Annotated in this window: 16 protein-coding genes and 1 pseudogene; 11 read left to right on the forward strand and 6 right to left on the reverse strand. The window is 39.8% G+C overall.

Annotation, left to right across the window (positions count from 1 at the left end; translation table 11 throughout):
• Positions 1-13: 13 nt before the first annotated feature.
• The 5 genes from secA2 to secY2 are packed head-to-tail and all read right to left on the reverse strand — an operon-like array spanning position 14 to position 7,821.
• The gene (gene secA2 / locus K6969_RS07790) at positions 14-2,398 is read right to left on the reverse strand and encodes an accessory Sec system translocase SecA2 (protein WP_321537378.1); all 2,385 of its coding nucleotides are present in this window, start codon (positions 2,396-2,398) and stop codon (positions 14-16) included.
• Positions 2,395-3,351 carry an accessory Sec system protein Asp3 gene (gene asp3 / locus K6969_RS07795; protein ID WP_171942843.1) on the reverse strand — a complete coding sequence of 319 codons (957 nt, stop codon included), beginning with the start codon at positions 3,349-3,351 and terminating at the stop codon, positions 2,395-2,397. Before asp3 ends, secA2 begins: the two co-directional genes overlap by 4 nt.
• Before the next feature lie 5 nt (positions 3,352-3,356).
• Entirely contained in the window at positions 3,357-5,060 is a 1,704-nt protein-coding gene (gene asp2, locus K6969_RS07800; RefSeq protein WP_171942842.1) for an accessory Sec system protein Asp2, read from the reverse strand.
• Entirely contained in the window at positions 5,060-6,598 is a 1,539-nt protein-coding gene (asp1, locus tag K6969_RS07805) for an accessory Sec system protein Asp1 (RefSeq protein WP_029173053.1), read from the reverse strand. Before asp1 ends, asp2 begins: the two co-directional genes overlap by 1 nt.
• Positions 6,599-6,606: 8 nt before the next feature.
• Positions 6,607-7,821 (reverse strand): accessory Sec system protein translocase subunit SecY2, encoded by a 1,215-nt coding sequence (gene secY2, locus K6969_RS07810; protein ID WP_321537379.1) that lies wholly within the window; start codon positions 7,819-7,821, stop codon positions 6,607-6,609.
• A 212-nt stretch (positions 7,822-8,033) separates the two neighbouring features.
• On the opposite strand from secY2, the gene K6969_RS07815 reads away from it, so the two are divergent.
• From K6969_RS07815 to K6969_RS07850, 8 genes and pseudogenes are all read left to right on the forward strand, one after another.
• On the forward strand, positions 8,034-8,921 hold the full coding sequence (locus K6969_RS07815; protein WP_029173051.1) for a glycosyltransferase family 2 protein: 888 nt from the start codon (positions 8,034-8,036) through the stop codon (positions 8,919-8,921).
• A 54-nt stretch (positions 8,922-8,975) separates the two neighbouring features.
• Positions 8,976-9,779, forward strand: a pseudogene (locus K6969_RS07820) (SP_1767 family glycosyltransferase); the annotation flags it as partial.
• The gene (locus K6969_RS07825) at positions 9,768-11,444 is read left to right on the forward strand and encodes a glycosyltransferase (protein WP_321537507.1); all 1,677 of its coding nucleotides are present in this window, start codon (positions 9,768-9,770) and stop codon (positions 11,442-11,444) included. The pseudogene K6969_RS07820 and the gene K6969_RS07825, both read left to right, overlap by 12 nt.
• Before the next feature lie 73 nt (positions 11,445-11,517).
• Positions 11,518-13,197: a glycosyltransferase family 8 protein gene (locus K6969_RS07830; protein ID WP_043026769.1), complete on the forward strand. Its 1,680-nt coding sequence runs from the start codon at positions 11,518-11,520 to the stop codon at positions 13,195-13,197.
• A 9-nt stretch (positions 13,198-13,206) separates the two neighbouring features.
• Entirely contained in the window at positions 13,207-14,838 is a 1,632-nt protein-coding gene (locus tag K6969_RS07835) for a glycosyltransferase family 8 protein (protein WP_029944170.1), read from the forward strand.
• Positions 14,839-14,969: 131 nt separating this feature from the next.
• Entirely contained in the window at positions 14,970-17,204 is a 2,235-nt protein-coding gene (locus K6969_RS07840) for a glycosyltransferase (protein WP_414820578.1), read from the forward strand.
• 18 nt (positions 17,205-17,222) lie between these two features.
• Complete coding sequence (locus K6969_RS07845) at positions 17,223-18,221, forward strand: sugar transferase (protein ID WP_321537380.1); 999 nt, start codon at positions 17,223-17,225, stop codon at positions 18,219-18,221.
• A 13-nt stretch (positions 18,222-18,234) separates the two neighbouring features.
• Positions 18,235-18,762: a glycosyltransferase family 2 protein gene (locus K6969_RS07850; protein WP_321537381.1), complete on the forward strand. Its 528-nt coding sequence runs from the start codon at positions 18,235-18,237 to the stop codon at positions 18,760-18,762.
• A gap of 373 nt (positions 18,763-19,135) precedes the next feature.
• On the opposite strand, the gene K6969_RS07855 is transcribed toward K6969_RS07850, so the two are convergent.
• Positions 19,136-20,257, reverse strand: coding sequence for an IS110 family transposase (locus K6969_RS07855; protein ID WP_061366882.1), 1,122 nt, complete (start codon positions 20,255-20,257; stop codon positions 19,136-19,138).
• Between the two features lie 473 nt (positions 20,258-20,730).
• Between K6969_RS07855 and K6969_RS07860 the strand changes: the two genes are divergently transcribed.
• The 3 genes from K6969_RS07860 (at position 20,731) to K6969_RS07870 (ending at position 22,856) form a co-directional block, all read left to right on the forward strand.
• Positions 20,731-21,603: an acyltransferase gene (locus tag K6969_RS07860; RefSeq protein ID WP_029173044.1), complete on the forward strand. Its 873-nt coding sequence runs from the start codon at positions 20,731-20,733 to the stop codon at positions 21,601-21,603.
• Complete coding sequence (locus K6969_RS07865; protein ID WP_029174842.1) at positions 21,603-22,487, forward strand: glycosyltransferase family 2 protein; 885 nt, start codon at positions 21,603-21,605, stop codon at positions 22,485-22,487. The genes K6969_RS07860 and K6969_RS07865 overlap by 1 nt, the downstream gene beginning before the upstream one ends.
• 90 nt (positions 22,488-22,577) lie before the next feature.
• Complete coding sequence (locus K6969_RS07870; protein ID WP_029173042.1) at positions 22,578-22,856, forward strand: phage holin; 279 nt, start codon at positions 22,578-22,580, stop codon at positions 22,854-22,856.
• Positions 22,857-23,352 lie beyond the last annotated feature (496 nt).

Genomic DNA, 23,352 nt, shown 5'->3' on the forward strand with positions numbered 1-23,352 from the left:
CTTCCTCTTCTTTCTACACAAAATATACTTGCATATCTCCTTTCTCTGTATAAGAGACATCGCTTAACAGGATATTCTGTAAGATATTTCGCCTTATTTCTTCTTTCATTTTTTGATAGCCTTTATAGGCTTCTTGGTGGTATTCAAATACTGGGTTGCGTTGCGCTGCTTGTCTCGCTCCTGCAATGACGCGGAGTTGTTGTAGATAGTCCACTTCTTCTACCCAGCATTCATCAATAGCTTTCAAAGCAGCTATTCGTTCGAATTGTGAGTAGTCTTTTGATAAAAATTCTTTCTTATGGTCAACTTCTTGTTTTATAATATTCAGCAAAAAGGCTTGAACTTGGCTATGATTTTGTAATTCTAAATGTTCTGGAAAACTATGAAAATCATAGGTGATGTGGTCCAAGATATAGCGCTCCAAATCATGGGCATCCAAAACAGGATGCTTTTTGAGATACAGAACGATATCTTCTTTGGCGAATTGTAGGATATCGAGCGCTTCGTTTGTTCCCTCGATAATGGCATTTCTTTCTCTATAGACGTATTCTCGTTGTAATTTGACACTTTCGTCAAACTGCAAGGTCATGCTTCGTGAAGAGCGTCCCGAACCATCACTCGCTTCTTGTGCATGTCGCAAGGCTTTTTTAAATCGTCTACTGGTCAATTCCTCAGGCTTCGTTGGGTCAATCTTATCTTTATTGTTTTCAAAATAAGTCTGAATCCACTTGCCGCCATTCTCAATTAACAGATCGTCTTCCAAGCAGGCGAAAAATTGGCTAAATCCTGGATCTCCCTGCCGTCCTGAACGTCCTCGCATCTGCAAGTCCATCCGCTGGCTCTTCATTCGCTCCGTTCCGATAACGGCCAAACCACCCAATTCTTTTACACCTGGACCGAGTTTGATGTCCGTTCCTCTACCGGCCATATTCGTCGCTACTGTAACCGTTCCAAGCTGTCCTGCTTCTGCAACCATCTGCGCTTCTTTGGCTGCATTATAGGCATTGAGAAGGCTGTGAGGAATCCCTTCTAACAACAGGAGTTCTGAATAGAGTTCAGACATATTGACCGAACCAGTCACCAAAAGAATAGGTTGCCCTGTTGCATGGATTTTTTTCACCAGATCCAAAGAAGCTTGAATTTTCTCCGGCATGGTCGTATAAATCTTATCAGGATAATCTTTACGAATGACTGGTTTATTGGTTGGAATCTGAACAACTTCCATATTATAGGTTTCTATAAATTCTGACTCAGCTGTTTTACCAGTCCCTGTCATACCAGAAAGTTTATTGAACATTAAGAATAGATTTTGATAGGTGACTGAAGCAATTGAACGCATTTCCGGTGTTATCTTAACGCCCTCTTTTTGTTCTATAGCCTGATGAACACCACCTTGGAGCCGAGTTCCTGACAGAACACGACCATCTGTCTTATCCAACAATTGAACCTTATTGTTTTGAACGACATAGTTTTTCCCTAATGTGAAACATTTATGGGCTTGTAAGGCTAAAACAACATGGCGCACTAATTCTGCATGGTCGATGTCAAAAAATTCCTGAGCATTAAAATAACGCTCGGCTTCATCAATTCCTGCCTGTGTCAGCCACACTTCACCATTTTCTCGGTTGTAGTAATAACCTTCTCCCTCTTTTAGACTGACAATGAACTGATCTGCAATGGCATAGAGGTTTGACTGCACGCGGGGAGAGCCTGAGACAATCAATGGGGTTTGTGCAGTATCTAATAAGACAGCATCCGCTTCGTCAATGATAGCATAATGAAAGGGACGTAAATATTTTCCACCCTTGCTTGTTGCTAAATTTTCAAAAAGATAATCAAAACCAAGAGCACTGTTGGTTGTATAGGTAATATCTGCGGCATAGATAGCTTTTTTATCCGGAGAACTCGCTTTATCTTTTCCGTCCGCTTCTCTAACTCCACAAGAAACTGTTAGTCCTAAAAATTTGTAGACTTCACCCATTTCTTCAGCATCTCGCTGTGCTAAATAACCGCTGGTGGTTATTAGCATCGCACCTTTTCCTTCGAGGGCATTGAGGTAAAGAGGCATCGTAGCTGTCAATGTTTTTCCTTCGCCGGTCTTCATCTCAGCAATATTTCCTTCGTGAAGAACAATTGCTCCCATCACTTGGACCTTGTACGGAAACATTCCCAACACGCGCTTATCTGCTTCCCTGACCAATGCATAAGCTTCTACCAGAAGATCATCGAGAGTAGCACCAGCTGCCAGTCTATCCTTAAATTCCTGCGTTTTCCCTCGCATCTCATCATCTGTCAAACGAGCCATCTTCTCTTTCAAGCTATCAATCTCAGTGAAAATTTTATCCAATCGTTTTAAGCGATAATAATCCATGGAGAAAAACTGTTTCAGTCTCTTCATTTTTTATGACCATCCTTCTCTAAAAATTGTTGGACAAGTAGACGTAGGGGATGAACCAAGGAAGAAACGATTGCTAAGTCACGGTTTGGAAGTTGATTCAAATGGTCACCTATACCCATTTTTCTCAGTTCCTCAACATGGTTTACGCTCATTCCCTGATGGCTCAGGAGAGTCTGATAAGTAGAGGCGTCGTAAAACTCTTGACCTGAAAACACTTGACCTTGCTTCAGTTTTTCACAATAGTAGCGCGTCGCAAAATTCCCTTTTGGTCCATAAGAAAAGAAGTTTACCCCATCCTCACCTTGGTTATGAATCAAATCAAGAATAAACTTTTCTGTTTCTTGATTCAGCATGGATAATTCTCCATCTGTGTCCGCGATAAAAACAACATCGCTCAATCTGTTTATTACTTCGGAAAACATGGACTTCTCATAGATTAAATCTTCTGATTCTTCAACGAAAACAAGATTCACTTTAGCATCAGAACTAGGATTTTGTTTTTCAGCTGATAGAGCGAACAAGTCTGCCGTATCATCTATCGATTTTAACACCATGGATTGAAACTCCAACTTCTCACATCCCGCATTCAATAAGGCAATATCATACGAATAAGCATCTTTGGGATAGGTAAACGTTGCATCCTTGGTTTTCAAGAATTTAAAGCCTACTTGCTTCCCAAAACGATTAAAAAATACGACACGAATATAAAAACTGTTTTCCGGATAAGATTCAGCATTTACAATCAGCCGATACTTCTCCCCTCTGTTCAGAATGGGCAGTGTTGGGGTTTGGCGTTTAGCCTGAAAATTCGTTCTAGAATACCATCGCTTGATTTCGAAACTTGGTGGCATCAAGGGGTTGTCAAAGGAAATAATCTGTTTCTGAAAATCCACTTTGCTACCATGGGAATACATTTCTTGAGCAAAATGCTTCCATTTTATTACTACTCGCACACTTTTTACTCCCTATTAAAATCTTTTTCGAGCATATCGCGGTACTGTTTTATGAACCAGCTCGATGTCACATCGCTTCCATCCAAGTGACGACCTGAATAGCCTCTTCCTAGAATCCGTGCCCCGCTCTCTCTACTCGTACGAACTAATTTTTCAAAGGCTGTTGAATCGTAATCATCTTCTTTCATATAGGCGACTGCAAATTTGGTCGATTCATATACGTTTGGCTCCATCAAATCCCAAAAGCGATTATTTAATTTCTCAGCAGCTTCAGTATCCATTGAATAATAGTTCGAATGTAACAAATCAAGGGATGTCGGGAAGCCACCTGGTCTATTTAAGTGTTCTGCAAAAGCCATATCGCCTAGACTTAGAAGGGGTTTGCTAACAACAATGCCATGAGGCTTCAGCTTGGCACCATAGTAGGAAGCTCCGAAAGTTCCCATAGACATTCCTGAAAGAATTAGTTGACTGGAATCAAATCCTAAAAACTCCAATTTATCTTGTATTTTCTGTTGGATTTTATCTTCTAACTCCTTACTTCCTAAATAGAAAGCTCCACCATCTAATCTCGGATCACAGATGAGCATAAAAGGAGTTTTCATACTTTTCATCATCCAAAACCCCTCAAAACCTTCCGCAGTACGGAAACCCGAGAAGTAGACGCAAAGAGGCGGTTTAAAATCACCAGGTTCAAAATAAGTGAAAACTTCTTGTAGATTCTCATCTACAATACGTTCCCCTCCTAAGATAAACTCCCCAAGCCCATTTCTAGAAAAGCGGTAATGAAGGTCTCCTATCTCTACTCGTCCACTCCCTTTTACCAAAATGGAGATAAACAAGTAGCCACTTATTTCAGCATCAATCACAACTTGATTTCTTAGTTCCTCCCCTTCAATTTTCCATTCCTTCACAATGTAATCTGTAGCTCCATCAGGAATCAATCGGACTGACATCTGAAGGGAACATTCGGATGATGTTTCATGTTCTAAAAACAAGTTTAAGAATTGATCGGCATTATATAGAACATTAAAGCGAAAGAAGGCTATCTGTCGATAGTCAGAATCAAACTCACCTTCCAAAACCAACTTTTTCCGCCCTTCCATTTGTATAGTCCCTGCAAAATTTGGAGAGACCTCTAAATCATCTATATGGACTTTTGCTCCATACTGACCCACAAATAGACCTTGGGATAAGGTATGGGCAAATTCTGACTTCTTAGTCTCATCATAGGATTGAGCCATCCGTTTTCTTAGCTCTTCTTGTAACCAACCTGTTGCATGCGAACCTTGAGGATAGAATATTTCATACACCTTAAACAAGTCCAAAATCGGCATGATACTTTCTGGATAGGTATCGTCTGATAGAACTAGGGCAGAAAATTTTAAACTAGTATCGATTTTTTTCTGCAAGCGTTTGATTTCTTTTTCCAGTTCCTTAAAGGATTTACTCATTCTCAAGCGTTCCTCTAGTTCTACTTTGGCTTGTTCATCTAGCTCTTCATCAAACAAGGTCGTCAGGACTTCTTCTCTTTCCTGCTGTAATGTTGTTAACTGGATTTGTTCAGACTGAATCTGGTCAAGTTCTGATAGCAATTCCTCTATGCGTTCAAAAGAATAATAGTGCCATTCCAACTTGTCTGACAGACTTTGTTCAGTCTGCCAATTCTGTCCACCGATCTGTAAAATAGGTATTTTTTTTTTTGCCATTAATTTATTTTTTCTTTCACTTTTTCTACGAGGACGCCACTTGTGTATTCTGAAATTTTCTGAACAGAGTGAATGAGAGACTTATTCCAATTGGCGAGTCCAGATAAATAATAGTCTATCGCTTCTTTTAAGTCACTTTCTTTTGATAAAACAAAGCCATTTTTCAAATGCTCAACAAATTCAGATTCTATTCGGTTGATTTGAGGAATCCCTGAACTAATACCTGCTATTTGGGTATACAAATCAGGTTCATCTGCTAAATCAATAATTAAGCGAATACTTTCTAATGATTGAATAATCTCGTTTTCACTGTGGTAAAAAGACAAACTGACACGACTATCGTGTGTCTCCTTATCGCCAAATTCAAACATCCGTGTATTTTCTTTTTCCAAGAATAGATATGGTTCTGGACGGGCATCCAATAGTTCATCAATCGTCTGTTTTAATGCATCAACTTGTTGGTGATTCGTCTGATAAGAAACGAGCGACAAATAGATATCTTCGTTCTGTTCCATCGCATTAAAAATAAATTCTAGATAGCTTGTCAGACTTTCAACCGAAAGACCATCTATTAAGAAATAAATATAGAGTTCCTGCAATCTCTGGCTCTTACCTAGTGCCAATCGAGTATCAAACAAGGACTGGTGTTGAACTGGAACGAGATTATAGGATGATAGTAAATCAGCTGTTTTTTTGCTATCTGTAATCACCAGATTTGCCGTCACTAACATTGAGATATTTTGGGCAATATTATCCAGAGGGTAGCGTTCTCTAAAGAACGACAAGACAACTTTTTGTTTCCCCTTAGACTGCATCACCAAGTCATGATGTTCGGGAGACGCTGTTAAAAAGATGGTAGCAGGCTCAATGTCGCTTTTTAAGTAATAACTCAATCTTTCCTGAACTAGCTCTTCCATATTTTCATATATTTGCTGTTCAGAAATCGATTTAGCCAGATGTTGATTTACTTCTACACGACCGTTATCAAAATATTCTCGCACCCTCCACTGCCCATCTAATCCCAGATAGTCTTGATGTAAAGACTGACCGTTTTCATAATATACGATACTAGAAATAAATCCACGGTCATCAAATACTAGTTTCTTGGTTAGGGAACCTTGCTGAAAGAAATCGAACCAGATAACCTGACCAGATTCGCCAAATTCGATTTGGGCATACCGTTCTCCGTTTAAGAACGCCATGACCAAGAAAGGGCTGTTTACAAATTCGATTCCCTTTGGCCAATCGAAATCCAGATAATCAATCACCGAACCTTGGAAATCTCCTATTCCTTGCAACTGATCAAATACAGACCAGGTATCAACTTCAAATAGATCATAACGGTGTTTGTAGTAACGTAAATTCGGCATATAATTAAGAACCAATAATTGATTCTCCTCACCTGCAGTTTCAAACATCCTGAGTTGATTGATCGTATCATCAAAACGTGCCGTTGCCCACATGTTATACCAGCTATTAGTATTATCATACCAAGTCCGATGTTCTGGGTACCATGACGGAATAAAATAATGCTTCATACTTTCTCCTACTCAATTGTGAATAACGAACTATATCGCTTCTTCAATCTCGCTACTCTCACTTCTTTGATGGTTGTCAGTACAATACCAACCACCATCATAATAATCCCTGGAAGACCTGCAACCGGCTGAATATCTGGATTCCCAAGACTAGCCAACATCGGAATGCCAGCCATACACATTAGGAAAATCGCATTAATCGTAGCAATTCTGAGAACAATGGCTGTTAGGTAATCCTTGGTCGGTTGTCCTGGTCTTACAAAAGGAATATAGTCACCTGACTTCCGCATCTCCTTTGATTTGTCAGTTGGGTTTATTGTTGTAAAGGAAAATGCAACTGTCAAAAGCGCCAATATGGCAAGGAAGAATACAATTCCTTCCCACCTTGTCAGCACAAAATAACTTCCCAGCACTTGAAAGAAGGGACCGTATTTAGGAAACAAGAAGGACAATAGTAGAAAGATATACTGAGGAAAGGCCAACAAAGTATAGGCATACATAAATGGCATACCCCCTGCAATATTTAGCTTGATTGGCATATAGGCTTCTTTCATCAAATCGCTTTTGATAGCTATTCGTTGGATCGGAATTCGATATTCTGCTTGATCCAAGACGACACTCAAGTAAAGAGAGAAAACAATCCACCCTAATAACAAAAAGCCAACTAAGGCTAGACCACTTTGAAACAATTCAAAAAACAACGGAAATGTCGTAAATTGACCAACAATAATGTTAATCAGGATGATCAGGGAGGTTCCTCCTAGTCCATATGCGGTATTCATATTGGCGAACCAACTAACAACATAGGCCCCAGCAATCATGACTAGGCTCACAAAAAAAATGTCATCTATAATGGAGGCCTTAACAGATTCTCCATAATTTAAGGTAATCGCTACGCCTAATCCCTGTATAAGAGCCAACACAAACATTAAGCTATTCTTTCTCAATTCGCTGACTCGTGGCGAAACTGCAACCTGCTTACTTCCAATGGAAAATAAAGAAATCAATATCGTCGCATACATCCACGGACCTAGCCCCAGTGCAAAGATTGAAAACACGGTCAAGCTACTGGACGGAATTTGATACCAAGGAAGGGAGCTTAGATCTAGGTCCGATAAATATGGTGCTAGTTCAACCAATGGAACTGGTATATAGCGACCAGCCAAAAATATCATGATAATCAAACTACTCACTGCTATTTGATTAATTATGGGATGTTTCAAAAATAATCTCTTCATAAGGTGTATCCTTCAAATTAGTTTCTATATCACTCGATTTTAGCACAATTTTCATATGAAGTAAAATAGCAATACTCACCCTCACTTTTTGCCAATATATCTATATATTGTTACCGGTAGAAATATTTGTAAAAAGGTGCACAAACAGTACAAATATGATAAAATAGTCTAGATATCTATACAAGAAGGAGAAAATTTTGAATACCCCATTAATCAGTATTATTGTTCCAGTCTATAACGTCGAAAATTATCTGGATGAATGTATTCGAACCGTCCTCGCTCAAACCTACTCCAACTGGGAATTGTTGCTCATAAATGATGGTTCCACCGACTCTTCTGGGACTATATGCGATGATTATGCTAAAGGAGATGAGCGCATCTATATAAAGCATATAAAAAAAAGCAAAGGTGTGTCCGAAGCCCGCAATACTGGTCTGTCCCTTGCAAAAGGGGAGTATCTCACTTTCTTGGACTCTGACGACGGCATTTGTGAAGATTTTCTAGAAACCTGCCTGACAACTGCCATTCAGCATGATGTTGACATTGTCATCGGACACTTCTTTATCTGGGATGAAAATCAACAAACTTTTTATTACTTCGTCGAACAATCCCAAAAAGATACGATCGAGTTGATAAGTGCACAAGAAGCTCTAAACCGTCAGGTCGTATGGAAAAATTTAAATACTGCACCTTTCGTAGTCGCATGGGGAAAAGTCTTCAAAGCTACTTTATTTAATACCATTAGATTTCCAAAAGGAAAAGTATTTGAAGATGAATACACCATACATAAAGCACTTTTAAAGTCTGATTCTGTCGCACTTATTAACAAAGAATTTTACATGTATCGTCGACATGGCAACAGTATCATAACTTCCGATTTTAGTTTGTCAAAGGTCCTGAACAATATCGAAGCCTTGGAAGAACGCATCGTAGATTTGGTTTTAGCCAAGAAGGATACGGAGCTGGTTCGCCAAAAACTCTATAATGTCCTATTACATACCAAACATGAATTGGAAGTCCATCAGTGTAGCGATAGCTTAGAATACCTACGTGTTTTGAACAAATTGGAACTATTTAGTGAATAAGAACCTCCTAATCAGAAAGAAACAAGCACCTCCATGAATACACCACTTATCCCCATCCGAGTAAAACCTATTTCTCAAAGCCTAGACTATATTTTGGAACACTCCTGCTCTGTCGCACGATTTGGCGATGGAGAGATGGACATTATTGCAGGTCACAGCATTCCTTACCAAGACTATGACCCTCAGCTAGCCAGCGAATTAAAAGAGATACTAGGACTTGAAAGCAACCAGCACTTGATGGTCTGCCTGTCAGATGTTTTCGAAAACAGAGAACGCTATACAGACGCCTGTAATCATTTTTGGGAAGGGCACTTACAGCACTACCAAGACTACTACCGCCAGATTTGTAAAGCTCCTTGGTATGGAAGTACCTTTATCTCACGCCCTTATATCGACGTGGCTGATAAGAGCGTCTCGGCAGGCTATTTTCAAAGCTTAAAGCAGATTTGGACAGACAAGGACATCCTGATTGTCGAGGGCAAAACCTCTCGCTCAGGTGTGGGCAACGACCTTTTTCAAGAGGCCAAATCTATCCAGCGGATTATCTGTCCGTCTAAGAATGCCTATTCCCAAATAGAGGATATTCTAGCTGCTATCCAGACCTACGGACAAGACAAACTAGTCCTTTTGATGTTGGGACCAACTGCCAAAGTCATGGCCTATCGTCTGTCTAAAACAGGTATGCAAGCAATTGACATCGGTCATATTGATTCAGAGTACGAATGGTTTACCATGCAGGCTCAAACCAAAATCAAACTCCAGCACAAGCACACAGCTGAACATAATTTCGATCAGGATATCATCTTTACAGAGGATCAAGAGTATCTACAACAAATTGTCTTAGACTTGACAGGTGAGATCTGGGCTACTGTCCTAGAAAGTAAAACCATAGATATTGCTTTCTCTGTTAATAATCGCTATGCCCAGTATCTTGGCGCCACCATCCTATCCATCCTCGCCCATCATCCAAAGGAAGAGGTACGAGTCCATATTCTTTACAAGGAGATTGCTCAGAGCATTCTCCAAGATTTGGACAACCTAGCTCAACAAACTCCCAATTTAGAGTTGCACTTCCATTTGTTGGAAGACCAGCAGTTTTCAGCCATTCCCATCCGAACTGAACAATTCCCGATTGAATCGTTTTCACGATTCCTACTACCTGAACTCCTCATTGATCTGGAGCGAATCCTCTACCTAGACGTGGACATCTTAGTACATGGGAACTTGATGGAATTGTTCCAAACAGATTTGGAAGGATATGCGCTCGGTGCCATCGTCGAAGCAGATATTTTTAAATACTACCAATGGTATCTAGACAGCCTAGGCTTTGGTCCAAATGATGCCTACTTTAGCTCTGGGGTCCTCTTGATGGACCTTGACAAGATGCGTCAGAATGGCACTACCAATCAGCTAATCACCATGGCAATTGATAAGGCTCGAGACTATAAATTCCCTGACCAAGATATTTTAAACCTCTACTATAAGGGGAATTTCAAGCAGCTTTCGCCTGCCTATAACTACACGGATGTACGCAAACAAAATAAGGAGCTGGCAACTGATGAGATTGTCATCGAACACTTCAACGGTGACATCAAGGCCTGGCATGCCATCACAACTATACCAGACTATCTCAAGGATTCTGCCCTGACATACCAAGACTATCAGGCAGCATTCATAGCCCTGCAGAATAGACCTCTTGTCAGCATCATTATCCCTATCGGCGAAGAAAGCCCTTATCTCCAAGCCTGCCTAGAATCTATCAGCGTGCAGACCTATCGCGAGCTTGAAATCCTCTTGGTGCAGAACAAGGCCTACTCACATAGCCAAGTACTAATGGATGCTTACCAGAAAGATAGCCGTTTCCACTTGCTCACCTTAGATACCGAGGTTATTTCTCTCGAGCAGGCTGGCATCAAGAAGGCAAAAGGAGACTACCTAACCTTTGTCCGTCAGACTGACTGGTTGGACTTGGAGTACGTCGAGTGCTTATTGACCTCCTTGACTGAGAAAGATTGCCAGATCGCCCAGACTTCTTTCGCTGTCTTTAATGAGAAACAGCAAAACTATCTCTTCTATTCAGAAGAGTTTCCAATCGATACGATCATGGAGAGCAAGGAACTTCTTCAACGCTTGCATAGCTTGATTTGGTTTGAAAAAGAAGGACATGAGAATTTGTTTGGAAAGTTATTCCAAGCCCAAGTCTTCACACCGCTCTTTCACCGACAGACATTGAGCAACCGTAAGCTAGCCAATCTTGCCTATCTAATTGCTGACACCGTGCTGGTTAGCCGTCACAAACTCTATGTGCGTCGTTTTAAAGAAAAAGCTGAAAACTTAGAAATACTAAACAATAGAGTGGATGACCTAGCCTATCTCTTTACCTTGCTAGCCAATAACCAACTGTTGACCGTTGATTTTATGGATCACTATAAAGAACAAGTCCAACTACTAGCCAAGGAAAGCTATTGTCAAAATAATCATCAACTCTATCAAGAGACCCTGACAAGACTCAATCTACTCTAGCCAGCAGAAATTTGCCCAAAAAATATAGGCAGGACCAGGCAAGTTTCAAACTAGAAAAACAAAGGAGAACCAGATGCATATCGCATTTAGTGCTACAGATTCCTATGCTGACTATCTAGGAACGACCATCTATTCCATCATTCAACACCATCCAAATGACGAATTGCATTTCTATGTATTGACCAAATGGATGTCTGACCATAGTCGTTTTAAACTCAGTCGCCTGACTTCTCAGCTGGTGACCATTTCTTTTATTGAGATTGACAGCACGTCTTTTGACCACCTCCCTCTGAAAGAAGGGATTTCACTTGAAGCCTACTTTCGCATCTTGTTGCCTAGCCAATTAGCTGAACTGGACAGGGTCTTATATCTGGACTGCGATATCTTAGTTAATGGAACACTGAAAGAAGTCTGGGAAAGAGATCTCAGTCACCATTACCTCGCAGGTGTCAATGAATTGGACATGCTCCACGGTAATTCGGAATATCGAGAAAAAATCGGCTTTGATGCTCAAGATATCTACATTAATTCTGGTGTTCTCCTCCTAAACCTAGACCTAATGAGAAGAGATCATATTGAGGAATACCTCTTCTCCCGCGCAGAAGAAATAAAAGATTACATTGAATATCAAGACCAAGATATTATCAATATCGGTTTGAAGGGGCAAATCCTAAACCTTGAAGCCAAGTACAATATGACTACCTATCAGCGCAAGGTCAAGCATATTCCGCTGGAAGAAGCGGTCATTATCCACTTCAATTGGCACAAGCCTTGGAGAAAGGACCAAAATTATCTCCAATACAATCGCGAGAGTTTCGAACTCTATCGCAGAACCTTTCAAGCCTACCTCTCCTCTGTCGAGCCAGCGGTTACTCTCCTAGTCAATGCTTGGCAGGTCAGACCAGCCTCCCTCAGCCAATGCCTCCTAAGTATCTTTGAGCAGGATTACAAGAACCTACAGATTCTACTCCTGCTACCAGAAGACCAACCTGAACTGGAAGAAATCCTGATTCCTTACCTGACCAAAGAGCATCCAGTAATGGTGATCAAAAAAGACTTTGCCACAAAAATGGAAGCCTATTATGCAGGACTAACACACATCAAAACCAGCTATTTCAACATGATAGAGGCAGAGGACTGGCTGGACAAAACCCATATCTCATCCCTCTACCATCAGCTTGTGGAGCAAGATACCTTCATAGCCAGTGCGCCCTTTACCTTACTAGAAGAGGAGGAGGGGATCTACAAGATGTTTGAGCCTGACCTTGCTGACGGCCGCCGACAAACCAGCTATTTATTAGAAAACCTCTTCGGATTAAAATGGTATGAAACTTTCCGTCATACCCACCTAGATGGCAAACTCTACCATTCCACTATCATCCAGAGAGCAGGTCAACTAGCCAGCCATCACTCAGAAGATTTACTAGCCTGCCTCTTCTACTTGGTAGGTGAATCCGTGGCCTTTGTCAATAATAGAACTTATGTCAAACGAAATGTATCTATCCTACAAGCTCCCCTTGAAACAGAGGAAGCCATCTCCCAGCGAATGGAAGAATTGAACCACTTCGCCTCCTATATGGCGCTATGTAATCTGTCTCTCATCCATTACAAAGAATTTTACAAACAAGAACTCTACAACCTGCTTGTGACTGCCCAGAAACTAGAGAAAGAAGAACTCGCTAGCAAGCTAGAAGCGAAACTCAATGAATTGCAATTCTTAGAGCAACTTCCTCATCACAAGCCATTCTATTAAGGAAACATTATGAACCTAGCATTTACTGTCAGCGATTCCTATATGGACTACATGGGAACCACCCTCTATTCCATCATGGTGCATACAAGAAAATCCCCTGTTTCCGTCTATGTCCTCACATCTGATATATCAGACTATAGTCGCTTCAAACTTCAAAAATTAGAAGACCGATTTCACAATCTAAACATCCATATCCTTGTGGTGGATGCCAAACAGTTCGAAGACTTACCTCTTAACCGTAGCCATATCACACGGCCTGAGGTTTATTTCCGCATGGCCTTTGCCAGTCTTCTTCCTGATTTAGACCGTATCTTGTACCTAGATAGCGATATTCTAGCTCAAAAGGATCTCCAGCCCCTCTGGGAAACTCCCTTGGATGGTGCTTATATGGCCGCAGTTAGTGAACCACCATCAGAAGGCGGTTTTGACTACCGTCGGAGTATTGGGATGACGGACCCAACCTACTACTTTAACTCAGGGGTTCTACTCATGGACCTAAAAAAAATCAGAGAAGATAAGATTGAAAGCTTGTTATTTGAATGCGGACATGCCATCAAGGATAAGATTCGTCTCCAAGACCAAGACATTATCAATGTCGCATTGGAAGGGAAGATAAAAGCCCTAGACCCTATCTATAATTACGGCTATATGGAGCGACAGGCAAATCTTCGCAAAGAAGCCGATATTGTGTTAAACCATTTTAGCTTAGAAAAACCTTGGAATCGCCAACTTGATGTTCCAGAGTACAATCGACTCGCAGTCAATCGTTACTTGGAGTGTCATCAGGCCTATCTCCAGTTTATCGAACCTAAAATCAGCCTAGTACTTCCTATTTTTGAAGCAGCAAACTCCTTGGACAAAACATTGGAATCTATCCACCAACAGGTTTATCGCAATATTGATTGTATCATCTTGGATTATTCAGCAGACAGGAAAACCAAAGAAATATGTTTAGTAGCAATTAGTTCTTCCTCTCATTTCCGCTACTATAGCTTTTCACCGAATAATAAAGATACCTTTCTTCAAGCGGGATTGGAAAAGATGGCAGGTAACTATCTAAGTCTGATTTATGCAAATGATTGGGTAGACTCCTTCTATCTCGCAAATCTCTTTTTAGCACTAGAAGAAAATCAGGCTGACATCAGCAAAGTCAGCTGTAGCCAATTTGAACAGACTACTAGTAACTTCTACTTTTTCAACCCCTTGTGGCAAGAAAAACAAGTTCTGGATGGAAAATCTTACCTACAACAGACCCAGCTGGCACCCAGCCAGCAGGTCTCCTATTACCAATCCTTGTCTGGTATGCTCCTGGCTCCCAAAGTGGTGACAAGCGCTTGGCAACGAAGAACAGACCTCCCAGGCCAGCTCCTGACTCGATTCTTAATAGACTCCCAAGCAAGTCTGGTCTATCTACCAGAAGTAGCCTATATTTCTAGCAATAGCCAGCCTGTCCAAACCTTAATAAGCAACAGTCAAAAAGCCTCAGACTACTTTACTGCTCTAATGGCATATCACGTCTTAACAAAAGGAGCGGACAAAGACTTCTATCGTCACGAACTGCTGTCCCTGTCTAATAACACAGCTACCCTAACTCCAAACTTGGCAGAAGAAATTGATATACAGCTTGAACTTTTGAGGTGATTATCAACGAATACTCTCGAGGTCGCCAATTTCCAAATTTAACGCGTAAGGATTAGATGAAAATGAGTAAAATAAATATTTCCTTTTGTATTAACGACAAGCATTGTCACTATGTATTTTTTACTATTTCCATGATAAAGAAATACACAACTAATCTGGATATATTTGTACTCCATACTGATTTATCCGACAAGTCAAAAGATAGTCTAAAAACATTGGAGACTGAATCTGTAAACATTCATTTTGTCACGATTGATAGAGATTTATTTTCCAATTTACCGCTAACACTAGATGGCATTACAATTGAAACCTATTACCGTTATTTATTACCAGAAATTCTCGTAGATTGTGATAAAGTCATCTATTTGGATAGTGATCTCTTGATTCGATGTGATGTAACTGAACTATGGGATATTGATGTCAGTCAACACTATTTGGCAGGTGTCAACGAAATTGACATAATCAACCGTCTTCCTGACCATAAATTAAAATTGGGATTTGATTTAGATGAACTATTTATCAATGCGGGGGTCTTGGTCTGCAACTTGCAAAAAATGCGCCAAGATAAGATTACCCATCATTTATTTACGGAAACAGAGCGACTAAAAGACATCATTCTATTTCAAGACCAAGATGTCATCAATCTTGCTTTGAAAGGGAAAATAGCCGAACTTCCCCTAGCTTACAACTACACAATTGAAGCAATGGAAAAAGACTTGTTAAGTCTGGATGAAATCAAAATTATTCATTATAACTCCTCTGGAGCAAAACCTTGGAAACATTATCAATTTCAAGAGCTACCCTTAAATAAATATCTAAAACTTTGGCAAGTCGACTTTGTTAAAAATATAAAACAGATTCAACAAACAAAAGTAAGCCTCCTACTCCCCATCTACAATGAAACAAGTCTAACAACTATTGAAAACATTTGTAAGCAAAGCTACAAAAATATCCAACTCATCCTTCTAAACTACAATACTGATATAAACATTCAGGTACCAGATATCTGCTCCCACTACCCACTGGATGAGGAAAATGTAGACATCCTAAATGTCGACCCAGAAAGTCCGTTAGGACGAGACTTGCTCAAGCTGGTCAAGGGGCAATACCTGATTAGCCTCAATCACATCGATGAACTGGATGATTCATTTATCGAAACAGCCTTGAACAGTGCTAAACAATACCAGTCTGATATTGTATTGCTGGAAAACTGTAACTTTAATGAAAACGATGGTAACTACTATTTCTATACCAATCTATTCAAGGGAGAGACAGTGACGGCTGAAACTGTAAATAAGCACTTCCAGACTTCCCCTAGACATAAAACCTATCTGACAAATCCCTATTGTAAACTCTTCAAAACAAGCTATGTCAGAGACAACCATATCGATTTAGCCAATGATTTGATACCGAAGAGCTATGAAACCGACAAGATTTCTTATGTCAAAGAAACTCTCTATGTCTATCGAAAAATCAAAGAAGAGCTAATCAGTGTTATCGTCCCTGTCTACAATGTCGAGAATTATCTACACGAATGTCTGGATAGTATCCTCAACCAAACCTATCAAAATCTAGAAATTATCCTGGTCAATGATGGTTCAACCGATAGTTCAGGCAAGATTTGTGATGACTATGCCGCAAAAGATGGGCGGATAAAGGTCATTCATCAAGAAAATGGCGGACTATCTGATGCTCGAAATAAGGGACTGGATGCCATGACTGGTCAGTTTGTAACCTTTGTTGATAGTGATGATATCATCTATCATGATGCCATTGAAATCATGTATCACCATTTAAAACAGACTCACACTTCCATAGCAGTCAGCAATTATTATGAGTTTTCAAAAACAGAAAATGGTCATTTCACATCGTACTTTTTTGATATAAACACAAATAATACAATCGAAATTCCACCAGTAAAAGAAGCATTGTTCCGACAGTTTGATTATAAATACAATGGAATAATCTATACAACTGCTTGGGGAAAATTGATTAGCAAGGCTTGCTTGAAAAATGTCTATTTTAATCTGAGAATATTTGAAGATGAAGCTACTGTTTATAAGTGGTATTTAAATGCGGATCAAATCGTACAAGTCAATAAACATTTGTATATGTATCGAAGAAACGAACACGGTTTAACGAAAGCTCCATTTAAACTCTCAGATATCGATAACTTAATGAGAGCTTTTGAAGAAAAAATTTCGGATTATAGCTTGGCTGGACTAGATGTCCAAGAAATTAACAATAAATATATTTCTAGATTACATTACTACGCTAAGATAATGGAAGAAGAAAATTACACAGATACTCCTCAATATCATAAGGTCATTCAAAAACTGAAACATTATAACAAGTACAAAAAATAAGACAATGAGAGTAAAACAATGAAAGTTCATATCACCAACCTCTATGGCCAATCCCCTCTGAGTGTCGCCCTCATGGCTCAAAACATGGTCGCAGATATTGCAAAAAAATTAGATATCAAGGAAATCGGAATTTATAGTTTCAATGCCGATGGCGAAAGCGTTGAAAATCTGGCTATTCGATTTGATGGCATGAACGCTGCTGTAGGAAATGGCGATGTTATCATCTTCCAAGCACCTAGCTGGAACGGTACCCACTTTGACCATGAATACCTCAAACGTCTGAGAATTTATTCTGGCATAAAAATTGTCATCTTTATCCATGATATTCCACCACTCATGTTCAGCTCCAACTTCTACCTGATGGAAAAGACCATTGAGATGTATAATATGGCTGACTTGATTATCGCCCCTTCACAGAAAATGCTAGACCTGCTCTACCAGCACGGACTCAGGGTTACCAATACTCTCTTACAGAATATGTGGGATCATAAAACAGATATATGGTTAGAAAAACCTGCCTTTCACCGTGTTGTCAACTTCACAGGAAATCCGCAACGTTTCCACTTTGTTGACGACTGGCAGTTTGCAACACCGCTCAATCTCTTTGCGCCAGAATATTACCCAACCAAACCCAACAACGTGGCCTACAAAGGTTGGAAATACAGTCTCAGCCTACTCCAAGAATTAAATAAAAATGGTGGCTTTGGTCTTGTCTGGTCACAAGGAGAGGATGCAGAATACTACAATCTCAACGTTTCTTACAAATTAAGCACCTACATCGCAGCAGGTCTACCTGTCATTGCCCCACGTAGCCTTTCCAATGCCCACTATATTTCCGAATACAAGCTGGGCTTCCTTGTCGATAGTCTGGAAGAAGCCAATGCCATCGTTTCCACTATCACTGAGGAAGAATACCGTTCCCTCCTTGATTCTCTTTGGAATTTCCGAGAACTGATTACGAAGGGCTACTTTGCTCAAAAGCTACTGACTGATGCGGTTCATCAGGTTATGATTTAGGAGGAGACACAGTATGGACGATTTAATTTCAGTTATCGTTCCCGTCTACAATGTGGAAAAATATTTATCACAATGTTTGGAAAGCATCATCAATCAAACTTATAAAAATATAGAAATACTCTTAATAAATGATGCTTCTACCGATAACAGTAAACAAATCTGTCAGCACTATGCCCAGTTAGACAGTCGAATTAAACTATTCAATAAACCTGAAAACAGAGGAGTGTCTGATTCTCGAAACTGGGGAATTGAAAACTGTGTGGGTGAGTATATTATCTTTATTGATAGCGACGATTACATCGAATACAACTTTATAGAAAAATTATACGAAGTATCTATATCTGAATATGCCGATATTGTGGTTGGGGAATATTATCGCTATATCGAAAATCAAGGAAACTTTCTCATCCATGTACACAATATCATTAAAGAAGAATTATCCAAACATGATTGTATAGATAAAATATTTCTTGCTCATACAGATATTTTTAATTTTCCTGTTGCTAAGCTCATTAAGAAAAATCTATTTTTTAATGACTGATATGTAAAGCCCTTTGTCAAGTAAAAACAATCGAACTGATTAAAAAATGAAAAGTATCTAGAAAGAGCCTAGTTCTTAGCTTCGGGCATTGGCCACTCTGATATTCGTGGATTGGTTACCTACAGGTCAATGGTTCTGCCGCGAGTCCTACTCTCTATAAGCGTGGATCACAATTGTGCCACTTAGTCGTTTCGTAGATGACTCAAACCTTGAAGTCCTAAACTCCTTCAAGATACTTTCCATTCAAACATGATTTCAATCCTTATTTCTGTCCAAATTCACCCAGTGATTTTGGATAGAAATAGGGATTCCTCATCGCTCTGCGATGATAAAACTTAATGGTCAAAAGTGTACATGAAAACAAGCGCTAACTTCAAGCTATTCTTCCTGTCATCATCCCCCAAATAAAACCAGACAATTCTCGTGCAATAGCTGTTTTAGCAACATTTTGTTTCTTATTTTTTCCTAGAACAAGTGTGCGATAACGTCTTCTTAAGCGTTCATTAGCCTTATCCGCATAAGCAATCACCTCCACTCGGTTTCCACTTTGTCTCCTTTTCAATTCTTTGGATTTATACCCAATCGTCCCCTTAGCCAATGATTGTGCAGCTTCTATCAGAAGTCGTCTCACATGGCTATTCCCAGCTTTGGTGATAGCACCTCTTCTCTCCTTGTCGCCGCTAGAATTTTCGCTAGGAGTTAGCCCAAGATAAGAAGCAAAATGTTGAGCTGTCGCAAAGCGATTAAAATCACCGATTTCTGTCACAATGGAAAGAGCAGTTAGTGTTTTAATGCCAATAAAGCAAGAAAGCCGTGAGACCTTCTCTTGGTAACTGTCGCTTTGACCCAGTTGCTCAATTCGTGCATCATACCGTTCTATTTGATCTACTAATTTCTCATAGGTCAATAGATATTCTGTCAAAATCTCTGCGTAAAGTCCCTCAGGTTTTAGGGAACGGAGCCAGCGAACATGTTTCTGTGTCCAATTACTGCTTCCCTCGGTATAGCGAAAATCATGTCGGAGACAGAAGGCAAGAATTTGTTGTTTGATTTTCTTCAGAGCCACTTTGTGGTCTGTTCTCATGCGGATATATTCTTTGACTTGTTCATCCTCAACAGTAGGAATATGAACAGGCCGATAGCTACGAAAGGCCAGAGCTTTTGCGAGCTGAGCTGCATCTTTTTTATCAGTCTTAACACGCTTAGATCCTTCCTTCATCACCGTTGTAGGCGCCATCACGATACAGGGGATCCCGTGAGCTTGTAGCTGGTGATATAGGGTAAATCCAAGACATCCGGCTTCGTAGCCACATAACACTTCTGCATCTTGACCATATAAACGACGAAGCTCATTCACATAGTTCACAATATAGCTAACATTTGGACCAACTTTAGTGCTATGTTTGAATTGATTCGCCATCATATCATAATAGCAGAGTGAAAAACTTTCTTTGTGAACATCCATTCCGATGAAAAGTGTGGTAAAATGAAACATATAAGACCTCCAATTGAGTGTGGTAATTCCTGTTAGAAGTTGATTGTTTTTTTATTCTAGTGTACAGGTAAATCCACGAATTCTCAACTGGGGGTCTTTACATATTGTCTTTAAAGTAAGTTTTCCAACAGACATAAGAGTTTGTGAGGATCAATTCGTAATCTACCAACTATATCTAAAAAGTAAAAAAACGATGTACTACTCCTTAGCAGGCTACTGTTATAGAACCAGAACAGATGGTAACCTCACAAGCACGTTATCTGATCCAGAATCTATAGAAGATATTGTTGAGAGCTACCTGACACAAGTTTTTGATTTATTCCTACACGGATATCCTTTAGAAAATAGTTTCCCTTACTATAGTTATCGAACAAGCAGATATCTTGCGATACTAGAAGAACGAGGAAAAACAAATACAGAAATATCAAATAGACTATTAAAATTTGCCTATTTGATAGAAAATGGAAAGCAATATGAAACGTAAACTACCAATCAATTATTTAGGCCAATTCTATAATTTAGAACTTGAAGAACATGCTGATATTCAGGTTGATGATGGAATTATTGCCAAAAACTTTTGTAGCTTCGAGGTCAAGAATTATGCCACATTACGAATCGGCAAGCAGGTCTTTTTTAACTCCTCCTGTGTTCTAAGATGTATGGAGAAAGTTACCATCGGTGACTATTGTCTGTTTGGTGACGGAGTCAAAATTTACGATAACAACCATCACTACTCCCATCACCATGTTGAAGCGCTCTCTTTCAGCACTGCACCTATTCATATCGGCAATCATTGTTGGGTCGGAGCTAATTCTGTTATCCTAAAGGGGGTGACCATCGGTGACAATGTGATCATCGGAGCTGGATGTACCATCTATAAGGATGTCCCTGCTAATACTATCGTGACCTCAACTGGAAGTATGGCCTACCGACCACGACCACAATATGACAAACAGGTCACAACCTTTACGGCATCCGATACTCTGGAACACTTGGAATACCTAGTTACTTCCCTGCCTGATATTGCTTTCAATATCTTGGCTGGAACCCATATCTCTCCTCATCTCAATAGTTTTCGTCGATTTAGCAATGTCAATATCTATAGCAATATCAACGATTCTGAACTGGAAGATGAGATTTTGGATCGAACGTCTATCTATCTGGACATCAATCACTGGTGGGAAGTCAAAGACATCCTCAACCGCTGTCAGCAAAAACAAATCCCCATCTATAGTTTTGATACTGTCGCCCATCAACCAGAGCTAACAAATACCATGATTTCGAGTAACCATCCGAAAGAAATGGTGCAGGCTATTCAAGACTTTTTAAAAGAAAGGGATACCTAATGGAAAAGCCACTTATTTCAATTATTGTCCCCATCTATAACGTGGAAAACTATCTCAGGCAATGTTTAGATAGTATTATTGGTCAAACCTACCAAAACCTAGAAATTCTTCTCATTGATGACGCCTCGACAGATAGTAGCGTAACCATTTGTCAAGAATACCAAGCACGAGATGAGCGGATTTATTTGCTAAAAAAAACATGCAACTCTGGTCTAGCAAATTCACGAAATTTAGGTATCGAAAATATGACTGGTGACTTTGTCACCTTTGTGGATAGCGACGACTACCTCGAAACAACATTCATCGAGGATCTGTTTACACAACTTACCCTCCATGAGGCTGATATCGTCATTGGAGAATACTATGGTTTCGATGAAAACAATGGCATCTACTATATCCATTCTCAAGAAGTGAGGACAGAAGTATTGACGATTGAAAACTATTTTTCACATTTATTGACTGTGGGCACTATTACCTTCTTAACTGCTTGGGGCAAATTGTTCCGTAGTCACTTATTTACTTCAAAAGAACACAATAGATACATTCGCTTTCCGAATGTGAGAGTAGCGGAAGACAGGTATACGACACATTTACTTGTCCTCAACAGTCATAAAACAGTCTATTATTCTAAAAATCTCTATTGCTACCGAAAAAGAAAGGGAAGTCTTTCAGACGCCCCTTGTTCCCCTGTTAATACATTAAATGATATCAAAGGCTACGAAACCTTGATTATTGACATGCTTCTTGCTGGTCTTGACCCTAGCCTTGCCGTGGATTGCTACAAACAGCGTCTCTTATATCACCAACAGCAGCACTTGACTCACAAGGTAACCGAAAATGATACTTACCGGTATATCCTACAAAAATTAGGGTTTCAATCCTAATCCGATAGTTAATCGGTCTACCATCGGATTAGAAAACAGCTATCCTTTTGGGCTATCAGGAGAAAATTTCAATGACAGAAAGGGATTCATATGAAGCTAAAAGAACATCTCAAACTCCATATGTTTTGGACTGGTCTTGTTTCCCTTATTCTCATGCTGATTGACAATATTGCCTCAAGTTATTTTGGCTACAATATCAGTCAGGAATTGAATAAGATCGAGCAAACCATTTGTATTATTCTCAATATTCTTCTATTTTTGGGCATATTAAGTAACAAGAAAGACAGCTATGGTCAAGAAGCCCTTGATACCATCAGCCACAAGGAAGAAGCTTCTGATAGGAACAGCAGTAAAGCTTTGAAAACTTGAGAGTGATTCAGGCTAACAGGTTGTGGCGGATATATAGCAAACTAAATCAAAAACAGGATCAGCTACGCTTATCAATTTGAGAACTCTAAAGTTATTTTAGGAGGGTGTTTCTGACACTATAACTCAAACTTATCCTTTCCCTAATCCAAACCACTATAAAAAGCTGACCTTGTTATCCGGATTTTATACTCAATGAAAATCAAAATCAGACTAGCCCCAAAGGTTCGGGGAACCTTGGGGGGTTGGAAATAAAGCGAACGAAGTTCGCTACAAAAGGTTTGGGAAACCTTTGGGGGTTGGAAATAAAGCGAACCAAGTTCGCTACAAAAGGTTTGGGGAACCTTTGGGGGTTGGAAATAAAGCGAACCAAGTTCGCTTCTACTTATGCAGATAGAACCCTGTTACTATTTTGTTTCAAGGTAACAGGCTGAGTTTGATTTTCGAAGAGTATTACAAGTCAAAAAAGCTGAGCAGACATCTAAGAGGTCTTGCTCAG

It is taken from the genome of Streptococcus suis, from assembly GCF_019856455.1.
In the GTDB taxonomy this organism is placed as follows: Bacteria; Bacillota; Bacilli; order Lactobacillales; family Streptococcaceae; genus Streptococcus; species Streptococcus suis_AE.